Annotated in this window: 8 protein-coding genes, 2 pseudogenes and 1 riboswitch; of the genes and pseudogenes, 4 read left to right on the forward strand and 6 right to left on the reverse strand. The window is 69.3% G+C overall.

Annotated features, from left to right (window positions below):
• Positions 1-361 precede the first annotated feature (361 nt).
• Positions 362-1,831: a ricin-type beta-trefoil lectin domain protein gene (locus WA788_RS22610; protein WP_335980149.1), complete on the forward strand. Its 1,470-nt coding sequence runs from the start codon at positions 362-364 to the stop codon at positions 1,829-1,831.
• Positions 1,832-1,858: 27 nt separating this feature from the next.
• Here WA788_RS22610 and WA788_RS22615 read toward each other — a convergent pair whose 3' ends face one another.
• A complete protein-coding gene (locus tag WA788_RS22615; protein ID WP_335980151.1) occupies positions 1,859-2,593 on the reverse strand; it encodes a FadR/GntR family transcriptional regulator in 735 nt (244 codons plus the stop codon).
• A 202-nt stretch (positions 2,594-2,795) separates the two neighbouring features.
• On the opposite strand from WA788_RS22615, the gene WA788_RS22620 reads away from it, so the two are divergent.
• The gene (locus tag WA788_RS22620; RefSeq protein WP_335980153.1) at positions 2,796-3,326 is read left to right on the forward strand and encodes a gluconokinase; all 531 of its coding nucleotides are present in this window, start codon (positions 2,796-2,798) and stop codon (positions 3,324-3,326) included.
• Positions 3,327-3,478: 152 nt separating this feature from the next.
• Positions 3,479-4,876, forward strand: coding sequence for a GntP family permease (locus WA788_RS22625; protein ID WP_335980154.1), 1,398 nt, complete (start codon positions 3,479-3,481; stop codon positions 4,874-4,876).
• A gap of 888 nt (positions 4,877-5,764) precedes the next feature.
• Here WA788_RS22625 and WA788_RS22630 read toward each other — a convergent pair.
• The 5 genes and pseudogenes from WA788_RS22630 to WA788_RS22645 all read right to left on the reverse strand — a co-directional run.
• On the reverse strand, positions 5,765-9,985 hold the full coding sequence (locus tag WA788_RS22630; protein WP_335980157.1) for an nSTAND1 domain-containing NTPase: 4,221 nt from the start codon (positions 9,983-9,985) through the stop codon (positions 5,765-5,767).
• 18 nt (positions 9,986-10,003) lie between these two features.
• On the reverse strand, positions 10,004-10,441 hold the full coding sequence (locus WA788_RS22635; RefSeq protein WP_335980159.1) for a CU044_2847 family protein: 438 nt from the start codon (positions 10,439-10,441) through the stop codon (positions 10,004-10,006).
• A 67-nt stretch (positions 10,442-10,508) separates the two neighbouring features.
• The gene (locus WA788_RS22640) at positions 10,509-10,853 is read right to left on the reverse strand and encodes a hypothetical protein (protein ID WP_335980161.1); all 345 of its coding nucleotides are present in this window, start codon (positions 10,851-10,853) and stop codon (positions 10,509-10,511) included.
• A gap of 11 nt (positions 10,854-10,864) precedes the next feature.
• A pseudogene (locus tag WA788_RS36095) lies at positions 10,865-11,089 on the reverse strand (hypothetical protein); the annotation flags it as partial.
• A gap of 42 nt (positions 11,090-11,131) precedes the next feature.
• Positions 11,132-11,216: riboswitch (ZMP/ZTP riboswitch) on the reverse strand.
• A 50-nt stretch (positions 11,217-11,266) separates the two neighbouring features.
• Positions 11,267-11,367, reverse strand: a pseudogene (locus WA788_RS22645) (integrase); the annotation flags it as partial.
• A gap of 626 nt (positions 11,368-11,993) precedes the next feature.
• Between WA788_RS22645 and WA788_RS22650 the strand changes: the two are divergent.
• Positions 11,994-15,305 (forward strand): GH92 family glycosyl hydrolase, encoded by a 3,312-nt coding sequence (locus WA788_RS22650; RefSeq protein ID WP_335980162.1) that lies wholly within the window; start codon positions 11,994-11,996, stop codon positions 15,303-15,305.
• The last annotated feature ends 270 nt before the right edge of the window (positions 15,306-15,575 follow it).

The following is a 15,575-nucleotide window of genomic DNA, read 5'->3' on the forward strand; positions in this document are numbered from 1 at the left end:
CGGCCCGACCGGGTTCCGGCCCGTGACCGGCCCGCCGTGATGACGGGCCGCCGCACGGCACCCGCACCTGTGCGGCCATGAAGGCGGTGTCTCCGTGGACCGGGCCGACCGGTCCACGGAGACACCGCCTCGAGCCCGCCGACCGGTCATCGCGCTCCGAGGCGCCACGCTCGTGGACGCCTGCTCGGCCCGCACGGACGCCCCTGTCCTCCGCCGGTGGCCTGGACATGATGGCCAGGCCACCGGCCAACGGCCAGGCCAACCAGCAGTGGACCGTCAGCGGACCTGCCGCGCGTCCGGACGCACACACATGAAGCAGACACGTTTGCCGCTCACCCTCACACACCGCGAGGAGACCGCAGTGATCAGCACAGTCACGCGCATGACCGCCGCCCTGGCAACCGTCGCCCTGATGGCGGCCGGGTTGCTGGCAGGCGGTGGCGCGGCACACGCCGCTTCGGCGACCGCCGCCGCGTCCACCAGCCAGTTCCACGGAGTGAACTGGGCCGACCCGGACGACAACTTCATCACAGGCCCGAACGTCCCCGTCGGCCTGTCGACCTCGGACAGCTACGCGACCGCCTACACGAAGTCCACGGCCATCCTCACAGGCTTCCAGAACCTCGGGGCCAACACCGTCCGGATGGGGTTAAACGCGGCGACCACCTCCGGGACCTGGTGGAACACCTACACCACGGCCCTGGATGCCGCCACCGCACTGGGCATGAACGTCATCGTGGCCCCCTGGTTACAAGGCGGCAAGGTGAGCGACAGCGCGTCCTTCTACCAGATGTGGGACACGATGATCGACAAGTACGGCGGCCACGGCAACTTCTACTTCGACATCATGAACGAGCCGTACGGGTACGACGCCACGGATCTGACCGACTTCGAGGCCACCTGGCTCGCGCGCTACCCCGACCTCCCCCGCGGCCACGTGATTGTGCCCGGACTGTACTCCGACGGAAACCTGTGTGCCGTCGGCGCCGACTCACGCCTGTCCGGCACACTGCTGTCGATCCACATCTACGGCATGTTCGGCGACTCGCACACCACGGAGGCCGCATGGGTCAGCGACTTCACCGGCAACCTGTGCGGGAACGCCGACCGTGCCGTGCTGACCGAGTTCGGTGTCCCCATGAACACCGGCGTCAACTACAACGGACCCAAAGACGGCAACAACGACCTGTCGTACCTGTACGCCATCACGGACACGGTGCGCAGTATGGGCATCGGCTCCGTCCTGTGGACGGGCGTGAAGGGCGCGACCCAGAGCCAGGGCCCCGGGCCCTGTGAGAACGCCTCGTGCGCCATCACCACCCTGAGCGGCAGCGGCACCGACCTCTCGGTGGGCGTCACCAACCAGTCCGGCCTGGACCGCCTTCAGTGGGGGTGGGGCACGGGCGGCAACCCCGGCGGCGGCAATGGCGGTGGAGGCGGCGGCACCAGCGGGGTGCTGCGTGGCGCCGGTTCCGACCGCTGCCTCGACATTCCCAACGTCAGTACGGCCAACGGCGTGCAGACCGACATCTGGGACTGCAACGGCGGCACCAACCAGTCGTGGACGCTCAACTCGTCGCAGGAACTGGTCGCGTACGGCGACAAGTGTCTGGACGCCTCGGGCAAGGGCGGCACCGCCGGCACACCGGTGATCATCTACGACTGCAACGGCGGCACCAACCAGCAGTGGAGCCTCAACGCCGACGGCAGCGTGACCAACGTGCAGTCGGGCCTGTGCTTGGACGTGACCGGCGCCGCCACGGCCAATGGCGCGTTGGTGGAACTGTGGAACTGCAACGGCGGCAGCAACCAGAAGTGGTCCCGGTCGTAGCGCCCCGGTGACGCTCGGGGGCGGTCCCTACGGCGCCAGGATGTCCAGCTCGCGCAGCGCTCCGACGCAGATCTCCCGCATCAGGGACTCCGCGGCGACCGCGTCGCTCGCCCGGACGGCCTCGGCCACCCGCACGTGCAGGGTGACCGCCTCCGGATCGGGCGCGGTGAACATCACGTGGTGCTCGGTGCGTCCGGTGAGCACCTCGGCCACGACGTCCCCGAGCCGGGCGAACATCTCGTTGCCGGAGGCGTTCAGCACCACGCGGTGGAACGCGATGTCGTGCACCAGATAGGCGGCCAGGTCCGCCGCGCGCCCCGCCGCCGCCATCTCCGCGGCCAGCATGGTGAGTTCGCGGCACTGTTCGGGCGTGGCCGTGGCCGCGGCCAGTCCGGCGGCGACCGGTTCCACCGCCGTGCGCAGCGTGGTCAGCGACCGGAGCTGGCGGGGCCGGTCGGCGCCGGCCAGTCGCCAGCGGATGACGGCCGGGTCGAACACGTTCCACTCCTCGGTGCGGCGCACGGTGACGCCCACCCGGCGGCGCGACTCGACCAGGTGCATCGCCTCCAGCACCCGCACCGCCTCCCGCACCACCGTGCGCGAGACGCCGTAGCGGGACTCCAGTTCATCGATCCGCAACACCGTGCCGGGCGGGTGCTCGCCCGAGGCGATGGCCGGGCCGAGTTCGGCCAGCACGCGGGAGTGCAGGCCGCCGCCCGCACTGCGCTCCCGCTGGTCGCGCGGGGAATCCTGCTGAGGCATGCGCCAAGCGTAGAGCCGACCGGGCGGCCGGTCCGCCGACCGGCCATCACAGTCATATGACGTTTGCTTCACATCCTCTTGAATAAGTAGTACCTATGGGTGTTCAGTGGTCGCCACGCCGCCGGACGGGGCCCCTGACCACCACCCGGCGGTGTCCGAACCCGTCCGACACCACGGAACACCCCGCAGAAAGGGAGGAAGCATGACGGCCGCCGCCTCCGCGCCGCTCCCCGTGATCGTGGTCATGGGAGTCTCCGGCTCCGGCAAGTCCACGGTCGGCGGCCTGCTGGCGCAGCGCCTCGGCGTGCCCTACGCCGAGGCCGACGACTTCCACCCGGCGGCCAACATCGCCAAGATGTCGGCCGGCCACCCGCTGAACGACGCCGACCGGGCTCCCTGGCTCGACGCGATCGCCGGCTGGATCGCCGAACGCGGCGACCGCAGCGGCGTGGTGAGCTGCTCGGCACTGCGCCGCCGCTACCGTGACCGGCTGCGCGCCGACGCGCCCGGCCTGTTCTTCCTCCACCTGGACGGCCCGCCGGAGCTCATCGCCTCCCGGCTGGCCGCCCGGACGCAGCACTTCATGCCGTCGGGCCTGCTCGCCTCGCAACTGGAGGAGCTGGAGCCGCTCGACGCCGACGAGGCGGGCGCGGTGGTGTCCATCACCGGCGGTCCGCAGGAGATCGCCGAACGGGCGCTCGCCGCACTGCCGCAGCGCCTGGACGCCGTCTGACCGCTGTCTGACCGCCGGAACCTCCCCGTTCCGCGCGGACCGCCCCCACCCGTCGCCTCCCGCCCCCGCACGTTCCCGCACGGTCCCGCACCTTCCCCGGTGTGCGTGCCCCGCTGTCCCCGCCCCGCTGTCCCGTCCCCTTGGAGCCCCTCGTGTCCGCACTCAGCGTCGAGCTGCTGGCCGCCGCCACCCCGCCCCCGATCGCCGACGCGGGCCACACCCGGCTCGCCCTGGCCGCGCTGGCCGGCATCGCCGTCATCGTGCTGCTCATCACCCGCTGGAAGGTGCACGCCTTCCTGGCCCTCACCATCGGTTCGGGGGTGCTCGGCGCGGTGGCCGGCGCGTCGCTGGCCGACACCGTCACCAGCTTCACCACCGGGCTGGGCTCGACGGTGGCGAGCGTCGGCACGCTGATCGCGCTCGGCGCCATCCTCGGCAAGCTGCTGGCGGACTCCGGGGGCGCGGACCAGATCGTCGACACCATCCTGGCCAGGACGAGCGAGAAGCGGCTGCCCTGGGCGATGGCGCTGATCGCCGGCCTCATCGGGCTGCCGCTGTTCTTCGAGGTCGGCATCGTGCTGCTGATCCCGGTGGTGCTCCTGGTGGCCCGGCGCAGTGGCCAGTCGCTGATCCGGATCGGCATACCCGCGCTGGCCGGCCTGTCCGTGATGCACGGCCTGGTGCCGCCGCACCCGGGTCCGCTGGCGGCGATCGACGCGATCCACGCGGACCTGGGCACCACGCTCGCGCTCGGCGTGCTGGTCGCCCTGCCCACCCTGGCGATCGCCGGCCCGCTGTTCGGCCGCGTCGCCTCCCGCTGGGTGGACGTCACCCCGCCGGACCGCATGACGCCGGCCCGGGCCTCCGACGAGCTGGAGCGCCGTCCGAGCTTCGCGGCGACGGTGTGCACGATGCTGCTGCCGGTCGTGCTGATGCTCTCCAAGGCGCTCGTCGACGTCATCGTGGACGACAAGAAGTCCCTGGTCTACCGGGTGTTCGACGTCATCGGCACCCCGCTGATCGCCCTGCTCGCGGCCGTCGTGGTGGCCATGTTCACGCTCGGCCGGGCGGCCGGCTTCAGCAAGGACCGCATCTCCGCGACCGTGGACTCCTCGCTGATGCCGATCGCCGGAATCCTGCTGATCGTCGGTGCCGGCGGCGGGTTCAAGCAGACCCTGATCGACTGCGGCGTCGGCAAGATGATCCTCGACTGGTCGGACGGCTGGCACATCTCCGCGCTGCTGCTCGGCTGGCTGATCGCGGTGCTGATCCGGGTTGCCACCGGCTCGGCGACGGTGGCGATCATCTCGGCGTCCGGCCTGGTCGCCCCGCTCGCCGCGAACATGTCGAGCACCCACACCGCGCTGCTGGTGCTCGCGGTCGGCGCCGGCTCGCTGTTCTTCTCGCACGTCAACGACGCGGGTTTCTGGCTGGTCAAGGAGTACTTCGGGATGGACATCCCGCAGACGCTGAAGACCTGGTCGGCGATGGAGACGGTGATCTCGGTGGTCGCCCTCGGTTTCGTGATGCTGCTGTCGCTCGTCGTGTGAGCCGCGGGGCGGGTGGCGGCCGGCAGACCACCGGCCGCCACCCGCCCCGTTCCGGTCGGCAAAGGGCGCCCACCAGCGCGGGCCGCCGCGCCGACCGCGGACGAGCCGACCCTGCCGCTCGCAGAACGGCCCTACGACCTCCGGCACGCCGGCATCTCCTTCTGGCGCGGGAGCACGACGACGACCGCACCGAGGAATCGATGCGGCGCCGGACGGAGGCGGGGCAGGCCCCACCGGGGGCGTTCCGCGCTGAGGCATTCCCGGAAGCACCCCGGTGGGAGATATCGGGGGGAAGCAGGGGGCTGCGCCTCGGCGGTGCTGGGAGTGCGCCAGACGCGCTTGGCATGCCATAAGGCCAGGTCGGGCGCATGCTGGGCGGCTGTCAGAAGAAGCCCTGCGCTTTCGGGGAGTAGGAGACGAGGAGGTTCTTGGTCTGCTGGTGCTACAGCGCCAGCGGTTCGCCGACCTGCGCGTATGGCAGTCGTGGAAGCACTGGCCGGGCCGCTGGCCCGGGGATGGCCCGGATCTTGAACCGCGCATACGTGGCCGTCTGCGCCCGCCCGGCCGGTGCGGCTGGCGTCGAACTGACGACCCCGAGCAGTGCGGATGAACTGCGGAGGGTACCGACGTGGGCACGGCACTGAGCGCTTGACGCTGGTGAGCGTCGGCTACCGTTCGGGGGCGCGCAAAGGGTGCGGTCCCGGACGACAGCCTTCGCCGAGCACTCGGTGCGTGTCGGCTGCCTTCCTGGGGACAGCCACGGTTGGTCACTTTGAGTAACTTGGTGGACGGCGGCGCGCAGACCGCAGCGTGGCTGGCGTAGGCGAACCTTACCGGCGGGGATGAGCGGCCCATCAGGTATGACGTGGTGCGTAACCCTCCGGCAGATCAACCGCACGGGTCTCCCGTCGGCATATGGGCCGGGAGTCCTATCTGCTCGCTGTTACTGAGTCTGCGGTCTCCTGTGACAGCGCATAGCGCGGCGGCCCACACCTTCGGGTCCGGCTGCAGCGTGTGCAGCATGATGGCATTAGGGCCGAACTCCTGGGCATAGAGAAGTTTTCCTTTGCTGGAGGAGAGGAAGCCGTACGGGTTGTCGCTGCGCAAGGTGGTGCTTGGATCGTAAGAGCCCAGGTCGTCGGAACTCGTGAAGGTACCCTTGCTGATGTCGTACAGGCGTAGGTGGTTCTGCGCGGCGAGGAGGTAATGGCCTCCGTCGTCGATGAAACCGCCGATCCATGACACGTCCTTGTCGAAGCTCGGCAGGGGTCCCACCCGGCGGGTGAGCGGGTTCGTCGTCCACAGCTCCAGGCCGCCACCGGTGCGCAACACCACGAGGTAGCGGCCCGAGGTGTCGAACGACGCTCCTGTAGCGCCGGTGCCGATGTGCAGCCGCTGTACGATGTGACCGTTGCCGAGGTCCACGACAAGTAGAGACGGGTCGTGGGGTGCCACCACGGCCACAGTGCCTCCCCGGAGGCCGGGCTCGATCCCCATGTCCTCGGTGGCGTCCTTTGAGAGGAAGCTGGAGAGGTCCAGTCTGTCGAGGAGGACTCCGGTGCGGGCTTCCCATCGTGCGACCTCGGTGCCGGTCAGAGTGACTATTTGCCCGGACCCGTCGTAGTAGAACTGGACGGAAGGCCCCTGACCATTGCTGGTCGCAGCCACGCCGGGCAGGTTGACCACGCCCACGGGCCGCAAAGTCGCTGCGTCGCGGACGACAATACGGTTTGCGGACTCCTGTAGGGCAAGTGTTTTGCCGTCGGGGCTGACGGTGAGGCCGAGATCCCCTTCCCATGCGGGCTTGCTCAACGGGGCGGTGCGCAGCACGCCGTGGTCGCCGTCGGGGCGGCGCAGTTCAATCTCGGCGCGGTCCTTGTCGACCGTGACCATGTGGCCGTCCGGTGTCAGCTCGGCCTGCGCGGGGTTCAGCAGGGTGGCTCCTGCGTCTCTCGCGTAGAGGGCGTTCCCCTCGTAGGTGAGTAGCGCGGTCCCCGAGGGTGAGGAGACCAGTTGCACGGGCGTGCCCGTTCGCGCGTAGCTGTACGCGTCTGCAGAGGCATCCGTGCCGGCTCCCAGGGTGACCAGCAAGTCAAGTGTCGCGTCAAGAGTGAAGCGATCGCCAACGGTGTCGGCGGTGATCCTTTGGCAGTAGCCGTCGTCTGCGCTGTTCGTATCGCTGAATTGGTACGTCTGCCCTGATCCATTGGCGACGCGCAACCGCTGGTAGCGGACTTGCTTGCCGTCCCTCTGGCAGATCACGACGTACCGCCCGTCACCGGAGACGTCCGCTTCACCGACGCCAGTGGCCAGTGTCCGGATCTGGGAGGTTGCGACATCGACCGCGGCGATGCGCTGGTTGTTCAAGGACCCATGGATCGAGGAGGTGACGAATGTGTCCTCGTTAGCTCCTGCCCATACCTGCGCAGTGCCCTCTCCCTCCTGCCTGACAGTTATCCGATGCGGTGTCAGGGGGGCAGCGAGATCCCACCACACGAGCCCTCCGTCCTGCACGACTGCGAGCCGTCGGCCGTCCGGGGAGAACGCGGCGGAAGCGCCTCCCAGTTCGTCGGGGTCTTCTCCCAGGTCGACACCCCTACCCAGGGGCAAGGTGGCGGCCGGACCTACTGTGCCGTCACCGTGGACGTCGAACCACACCGCTGTATGCGCGGTGAGGTATCCCACCCGATTGCCGTCGGCGGAAGCCAGTGGCGTCACCGCGCCAGCCGGACCTGTGAGCGTCGTCGTCCTCGGCTTGTCGCCCAGGGCATCGGTGAACAGAGTGGCCCGTCCCCCCGCGGTGACGGCGGTAATCACCGAGCCATCCCGGTCGCTCTGGGCGCTCTTGATCTCCCCGGCCGGATCTGTGAGGACCCGGCGAGTGTCGCGGTTGGCCAGGTAGTACCGCAGGAGTGCGCTGCGCGCCTCTTGGGTGTTGGAGGTGCGGTAGGCGGCAACAGCGAGGATCATCGCGGCTGCGGGGTCCTGCGCTTCTCGGTCGGATGCCGCTGCAACCAGTGCGCGGGAGTCGGCCTCGGCGCCCCGTCGGGCGCTCTCCCTGCTCTGCTGTACGAACAACGTGCCCAGGATGAGAGCTGCGGACACGATCAGGGTCAACGCTGTCACCAGGGTCCGGCGACGCCTGCGTACTGCGTTCTGACGGCGTTGCCCTGCCGTCAGAAACTCCTTGACGGTGTTTTCCATGTCACCCGCGCGCTGATGAAGCCAGGGTGCGGCCTCCTCCAGCAGCCGAGGCCCCGGTAGGTAGTCAGCCGTGCGGCCGGTCTTCTGCCACCGTTCCGCGTCGTGGCGCACCTGCGCGTTCCAGGCCAGATAGAGGCGGTCGTCGCGCAGCAGTTGGGACAGCCGGTCCCAGCCAGTGATGAGCGCCTCATGCGCCAACTCAACCGTGTCCTGACGGCCGTCGAGGTCTTGGCCAGTGACCAGGAGACGGGTGGTGGCCAGCCGTGCCGCCAGCTCTTGCTGGGCGGGCTTGAGATCGCCTAAGAGGATAGTGCGGCGCGTTGGGGCCTCGGAGGCGGTCAGTGGGAGCCGTACCAGCAGCTTGAGCAATTGTTCCGCGTCGGATTGCAGTGTCGGCGGAATGTTCTGCCGCCACACTTCCTCCGCATGTCGGCTCAGTGCTCCCTTGACACCTCCGAGATGCTCGTATGCCTCGTGGGTCAGGCTGCCGTGCGTCTGGTGTCGCCACAGAAGGTCCAGGGTGTGAACCAGCAGGGCAAGCGCGCCAGGCATGCCGCTGGCATCGTTGAGTATCTTCTCCTCGAGCCCGCTCTCATAGTGGATCCCGGGCACCCGCCCGACGGAGTCGGCGGCGACCTGGTGCAGTTGGCTCCGGCTCATGGGAAGCAGGGGGTGCACGCTCCGGCCTGCTACCGGCCCCAGCACGGGATCTGCCAACACCTCCGCAAGAACGTCGGCGCGCAGGGTCATCAGAAGTCTGACGTAGGGAACGAGATCGGAGCGCGTGACGACCTCCACCAGAGAACGCAGACCGCTCGGGGCTTCCAACGCCTCCTCGAACTGGTCGATCACGATCAGCAGCCGCCGTGAACCCGTACGCGCCAGAGTCCTTGCGACACATAACGCCGCCTCAGTCCCTTCGAGTTGCGACTGTACCCGCGCAACCCTCTGCTCCCGGGCTTCAAGTTCGTTCCAGGATGCCTCCCGGCTCGCGGCCGGTGTCCTAGGACCGACGAGGGGCACTCCCGTTTCCACGAGTGCGAGCAGTTCGGAGGCAAGGGAGCGCAGTGGGAGCGGCTGCTGGGCGGGCCGTAGGACGACGACTGCGTACCCGCATGCGCGCAGTATCGGCACGGCGCCGGCGAGGGCCAGCGAGGACTTCCCACACCCGGAGGGGCCAGCGAGTGTCACGGCCGGCTCGGCCCGTACACGTGCCACCAAGCTGTCCCGCTCTGCCGTGCGGCCGAGTAGCAGCGAGGTGTCCTCGGTGCCGAGCGGCTGCAGGCTCCGGAACGGTGAGGGCGGGACAGCCAGTGGGCGTAGGGAGGGATCGACTTCGACTAGTTGGCCGGTCGGCACCAGGACTGCGGCAGGCGTGTTCTCGGACTCCGCCTGCACCACCATGCCAACAACTCCGGAGAGTTGCTCGTCCCAAACCGGAGCACCACTGAAACCGCGGGTAATCCGGTACCCGTTTCCTGGGGCCAGGTCGCTCTGGATACGTAGGTCGGCCTGCTGCCCGCGCAGGATGCCGACATGCCACACGCCCTTAGGGTGGCCCCGGGGGAAACCGAACGTGCGTATCTGGTGCCCCCACACGTCAGAGTTGTCAACGAGGCGTACCGGAGTTGCCGTCGGCGGCAGGTCCGAAAACCTGAGCAGGGCGATGTCGTGGCGCTCATAGACTCGGTGCACTGATGCGGTGAAGCGGGCGGAGGAGCCGCCGGGAAGCAGCGGCAGGTCCACCTCGACCCGACTCGCCGTAGCGTCAGCTTGGGACCGGAGAGCCGCTTCAACCACGTGCGCGCAGGTCAGACCGAGTTCATCGGTGACGAGGAACCCGGCGCCGACTGCCTGGTTCGTCGTCCCGGCGAAAATGCGTATGTACGCCGCCTTGTACGCCATGGCACCGTCTTTCGGTGGTTAGCGAACGGTGGCGGAGCCAGCATCCTCGGCGTCGGAGTCCGGTGCCGGCGCGGCTCCGGACCCGGGCGCCTCAGGGGCTTCATCCGATACGGGGGCCTGGCGACCGTTGCCACCTGAGTGCGATGGTCGCCAAGTCAGGGAGACGGAGAAGTTCGCCGCTGCGGAAACGCTGGTGATGATCGCGTCGGTCTCGGCGTTCAGCGCAACACCGAAAGATACGCTGATTTCGTCGGGGGCGTGCGTGAGCCCGGAGAACGTCGTGACGAACGAGTCGGCCACTGGGCGAACGGCCCGCAGCATCTCCTGAAGGGAACGGGCACCGCGTGCTACGACCTGCCCTGGCCTGGCAACGTCGACGAGGCCCTCGTCCACGTCACTCACTTCGAGTAAAAGCCGCTCCGACCTCCCGTCGATGGGCATATCAAGCAGGTACATGGTGTTACCCCCAATTCGCGTACAGTCGAGACAGCTTAGTCCTGCTAATGGTCAGGCGTCCTGGTGTTCAGCGGTTTGCCGGCTCCAGACGGGTGCCGCAGGGTCGTGAGCTGGTCGTGATCCGCGTGTGGCGCCGCTCGATACGGCGGTCTGCGGGCAACTGGCGGTCCGGAGTGCCGGCCGGATGGACTTCGATACGGGCGCGGTCCCCGCGGTACTCGCGGTCCCACGTCCGGATCTCGGTGACCAGGCGCTGCGCGAGGTGCCGTCCGTGCGGGCCGTGCCCGACGGCGCCCAGCTCGTAGTGATCCTCGGCACCGGCGGCCCGTACGGTGCGGTAGGCGAAGCTGCCCCCGTCCACGAGGGTCGGGATGCCGAGCGGCGGCCGCCCTTCGTGAGCTGCCGGACCCATGCAGGGGAGATATCGGCGGCCTGCACGGTGACGACGATCCGGTCGAAGGGCGCGTGGTCGGCGGCTGGCCGGTTCAGGGCCCGGTTCGCCTCCAGCATCAGCTGCCAACTGTTGGGTGCGTCCAGCAGGTTGATGTAGGACGGGTTGCCCTGCACCACCCGGACCGGACATTGGCCAAGCTGCACCGGCGCGGTAGTCGCCGCCTGCTGCGGGTTGATCCCATAACGCAGATCCACGCCATAGCCTCCTGTGTCAGCGGGACATCACTGACGCAGGCGCCCAGGCGCCCAGGCGGTCGACGCTCACGCGGAAAGTCAGCCACTTCCTGGTGGTTCTCCACCTTCGCCAGTTGCGGCCGGACACGATGCTACCCGCAGGAGTGCGCACATAGTTTCGCCGGTCATGCCGCCAGCCAGCGGGCGTCCGCCCCACCGGATGCCCTTCTCGCTACGGATGCGGGCGCGCTCCTTACGTTGGGCGGCAGGACGTCCGGATGGCGGGCGTTGGCGTTGCGTCATCGCAGGTCGGCGGTGACGGGACGGACCTTCGCCTCGGGGTGGGAATCCTTTCGGGAGGGCGTCCGGCCCAGGCGGTCGGCTCTGCCGGGTCGGGGGAGGACGGGGGAGAGCGTCGTTGCGGTAGATGGAGGTGATGGCGGCGATGCGCCACACGCCGTCGCCCTCGCGCGGCGGGCGCGGCACCCGGCGAGCGGTAGGAGGAAGCGAGGGCTCAACACCGTTCATCGCCGGAGAGGTTGCCGTTGTGTCATCTGCTTCGTCCCACCAGGCGAGCCGAAGCTCTCGGGCAGGTCCATCTGCGGCGTCGCGGTGCGGTACCTGATCGCGATTCCGCCTTCCGCTGACGATCGGACGGCGCCGGACGGCCCCGGCTCGGGGTCGTCCGCCCCCGCCGATGCCGTCTCGGCAGGGCGCCGCACCCCTTGCGGGTGATGGCTTGTCGACCTACCGTCGTTCTGCGCATGACAACGATGTCTTCGAGTGGCAACGCGGTAAGGACGCTATGCATTCCACGCGATACGCAACAAGCCGGAACGGGCCGACGGCACGACGCACCACGGGTCGACTGCGGGCGGCGGCACTGTGCGTCGCCCTCGCTCTGGCCGGGTCCGCCGGCACGGCGGTGAGCGCGCACGCCGCCCCCCAGTCCGTGGCGGCCTCCGACGCGGTGCCCGGAGCGGGGAGCGATCTGACCAAGCTGGTCAATCCGTTCATCGGGACGGAGAACGAGGGCCTGGACTTCCCGGCCGCGGGTGCGCCGTTCGGCCTGGTGCAGGAGAGCCCGCTGGTGAAGACGGCCGGCGGCACCGGATGCGACACCGAGTCCGCCGGCGCCGTCACCGGGTTCAGCCAGACCACCATCAACGGCTGCCGGTTCAACTACCTGCCGATGATGCCCACCACCGGCGAGGTGAGCACGACCGATCCGGCGCAGTACGCCTCGACGTTCAGCCACACCGACGAGACGACGGCCCCCGACTACTACGGGACGAAGCTCGACAAGTACGGCGTGGCCGTCGGGCTGACGGCGACCGCGCGGACCGGGTGGCAGCAGTACACGTTCCCGCGGACGAGCCAGGCGAACGTGATGTTCAACGCCGGCTCCGGAGTGAGCGAGTCCGAGATCCACGTCGTCGGAGACCGCACGGTCGAGGGGTGGGTCGAGGACTCCAAGAAGACCTACTTCGTCGCCCAGCTGAGCCGGCCGTTCACGTCGTACGGCACCTGGCAGGGCACCGACCGCAGCGCGGGATCGCGTGACTCGGCCGCGAAGGGCGCCAACGGGGCGTGGGTCACGTTCGACACGACGAAGAACGACGCTCCGGTGGTCGCGAAGGTGGGCCTGTCCTTCACCGGGCTCGCCGGCGCCCGGAAGAACCTCTCGACGGAGACCGGGAAGCTCGGATTCGACTTCGAGGCGGCCCACAAGGCGCTGAACAAGCAGTGGAACACGATGCTGCACAAGGCCGCGATCGGCGGCGGCTCGCACGGCCAGCAGGTCGCGTACTACACGGCGCTCTACCACTCCATGCTCGATCCGAACCTCATCGGTGACGTCGACGGGCGCTATGTCGGAGCCGACAAGAAGCTGCACACCGCGAACGGCTACGCCCCCTACAGCAACTTCTCGCTGTGGGACACGTTCCGGACGCAGAACCAGCTTCTGGAGACGCTGGTCCCCAAGGTCGCGCACGACATCGACATGTCGATCCTGGCGGTCGCGCGGGAGGGCGGCGGGCTGCCGCGCTGGTACCTGGAGGACCAGGAGGGCAACATCATGACCGGCGACCCGGTCACGCCGTTCCTGGTCGAGGGCTGGTCGAAGGGGCTGCTCACCGGGGCGGACGCGCAGGAGGCGTACCGGTACCTGCGGGCGAACGCGACCGAGGTACCGGCCGCCGACGTCCGGGAGAACGGGCGCGCCGGGGTGGCGTACTACGCGGACCGCGGATACATCCCCTACGGCCTCAACATCAAGCCGAACGCCGACTGCGCCCCGGGCACGAGCGGCAACTGCTGCCCGACCAAGTCCAACGACAACGACTGCTACTACGGCACGTCGGCCACGCTGGAGTACGCGGCGGCCGACGCCTCACTGGCGCTGATGGCGAAGGGACTCGGCCACCCGGCCGACGCCGCGATGTTCGCCGAGCGCGGCCAGTCCTACAAGAACGTCTTCGACACGCAGACCAGCCAGTTCCGGCCGCGCACCGCCACCGACGGCACCTGGCTGGCCCCGTACGACCCGGTGACGAGCGACCACGCTTTCCACGAGCAGAACGCGACCCAGTACCAGTGGCTGGTGCCGCAGGACCCGGCGGGGCTCGTCGGCATGCTGGGCGGCAAGGCCGCGACGACCAGCCGGCTGAACGACTTCTTCGCGTACGACGACCTCCTCTCCGACCCGTCGGGGACCGCGCACACGGAGTGGGTCAGCGACCCGTACGACTACTACGACTCCACGAAGTACAACCCCAACAACGAGCCGAACCTCATCGCGCCGTACCTGTACGCGTGGACCGGGCAGCCCGGCAACACCGCGACCGTGGTCAAGGCGCAGGAGACCCTGTTCACCAACACCCCCGGCGGCATCCCGGGCAACGACGACATGGGGGAGATGTCCTCCTGGTACGTGATGTCGTCGCTGGGCCTCTACCCGACGACCAGTGGCGGCAACTTCGACGTCCTCACCACCCCGCAGTTCCCGAACGCCCAGGTGTCGATCGGCGCCTACGGGAGGCAGCAGGGCGGCACCCTGACGATCTCGGCGCCGGGCACCAGCATGGCCGATCGGTACATCGCCTCCGCGAAGGTGAACGGCAAGGCGTGGGACAAGGCATGGGTCGGCCAGTCCGACATCGCCCACGGCGGACGGATCGACTTCGCCCTGAGCACCACGCCCACCGCGTGGGCGACGGCCGCGAAGGACGCGCCGCCGTCGATCGACACGGCGCCGAACCCGCAGACGCAGCTCAGCGCGGACGTCTCGCCCGACCAGGTCGCCGTGCAGCCCACGGCGGATGGCCCGTCGGAGCAGCAGGTCGGCCTGACGCTGCTGGCCACCGCCCCGCACACCGCGCGGGTCGCCGTGACCGCCGCGGCCCCGAAGGGGTGGTCGGTGTCACCGTCGCACACGACGGCGACGGCCGCCTCGAACGGGCTCCCCGCCCAGGTGAACGACCGGTTGCGGATCACCGCGCCGGCCGGAACCGCGGCGGGCACCTACGCCGTGTCGGTCACCGCCGAGATCCCCGGCGCCGCCCCGGTGAAGAAGACCGTCTCCGTCGTGGTCGGACCGGCCGGAAAGTGCGCGATCCGGACCGCCACGTCGTGCGCCGTCGACCTGGACAGCGCCTACAACAACGACGGCGTTGCCACGCTCGACGCGCCCGGTCAGGGCGACTTCGACGGCACGGGCCTGAGCTTCGCCGCCGACCAACTGCCCGCACCGGGCCCGGTCACCCTCGGCGGCGTCACCTACCAGGCGCCCCCGACCGCCGGCACCAGCCAGAACTTCGTCAAGTCCACCGGCCAGGCCATCGCCCTCCCGTCCGGTGACTACGGCAGCCTCCACATCGTGGGCGCCTCCGACAACGGCAGCACCGGCGCCGCGTCGGCCACCGCGGTCGTCACGTACACCGACGGCAGCACAGCGACGGTCCCGCTGGAACTCACCGGCTGGGCGAACAAGGCCCCGGACTTCGGCAACTCCGTCGCACTGACGACCGCCTACCAGCTCAAGGCGGGCACCGGAAAGACCACGACGAAGGCTTCCCTCTACGAGACGACCGTTCCCCTGGCCCCCGGAAAGCAGGTCCGCTCCCTCTCCCTGACCGCCCCGTCCGTCCCGGCCTGGGTCGCCCCCGGCTCGGGCGGCCTCGACTGGCAACGCGACAGCGACCTCGAGATCTACGCGATGACGCTGCAGCGCTGACGATCGCGCTCGCTCCCGCCGACGGGAATTGCGGTGCCTCCGACACCCAGTACGAGCAGTGGAACCCCACCGACAACTCCGACCAGTGCTTCACTCCGATCTCACGCTCGACCGGCACCGGGCCGTCAGGAGGCACCGGCCCGGTCCGGTCGGGCGTGGCAGGCAAATGCCTGGAGGCCACCGGCGGCGGCGGGGCCGACGGCACCCGGCTGGAGCTGTGGGACTGCAACACGTCGAAACACTGTGCGACATCCTCCTCTAGTGAAGGGC

This window comes from Streptomyces sp. CA2R106, assembly GCF_037034245.1.
Lineage (GTDB): Bacteria > Actinomycetota > Actinomycetes > Streptomycetales > Streptomycetaceae > Actinacidiphila.

What these genes read in the sequence shown, in the direction of transcription:
- WA788_RS22615 (WP_335980151.1), bottom strand. Translation starts at nt 2,593, where the DNA reads ATGCCTCAGCAGGATTCCCCGCGCGACCAGCGGGAGCGCAGTGCGGGC.
- WA788_RS22620 (WP_335980153.1), top strand. Translation starts at nt 2,796, where the DNA reads ATGACGGCCGCCGCCTCCGCGCCGCTCCCCGTGATCGTGGTCATGGGA.
- WA788_RS22630 (WP_335980157.1), bottom strand. Translation starts at nt 9,985, where the DNA reads ATGGCGTACAAGGCGGCGTACATACGCATTTTCGCCGGGACGACGAAC.
- WA788_RS22635 (WP_335980159.1), bottom strand. Translation starts at nt 10,441, where the DNA reads ATGTACCTGCTTGATATGCCCATCGACGGGAGGTCGGAGCGGCTTTTA.
- WA788_RS22640 (WP_335980161.1), bottom strand. Translation starts at nt 10,853, where the DNA reads ATGGGTCCGGCAGCTCACGAAGGGCGGCCGCCGCTCGGCATCCCGACC.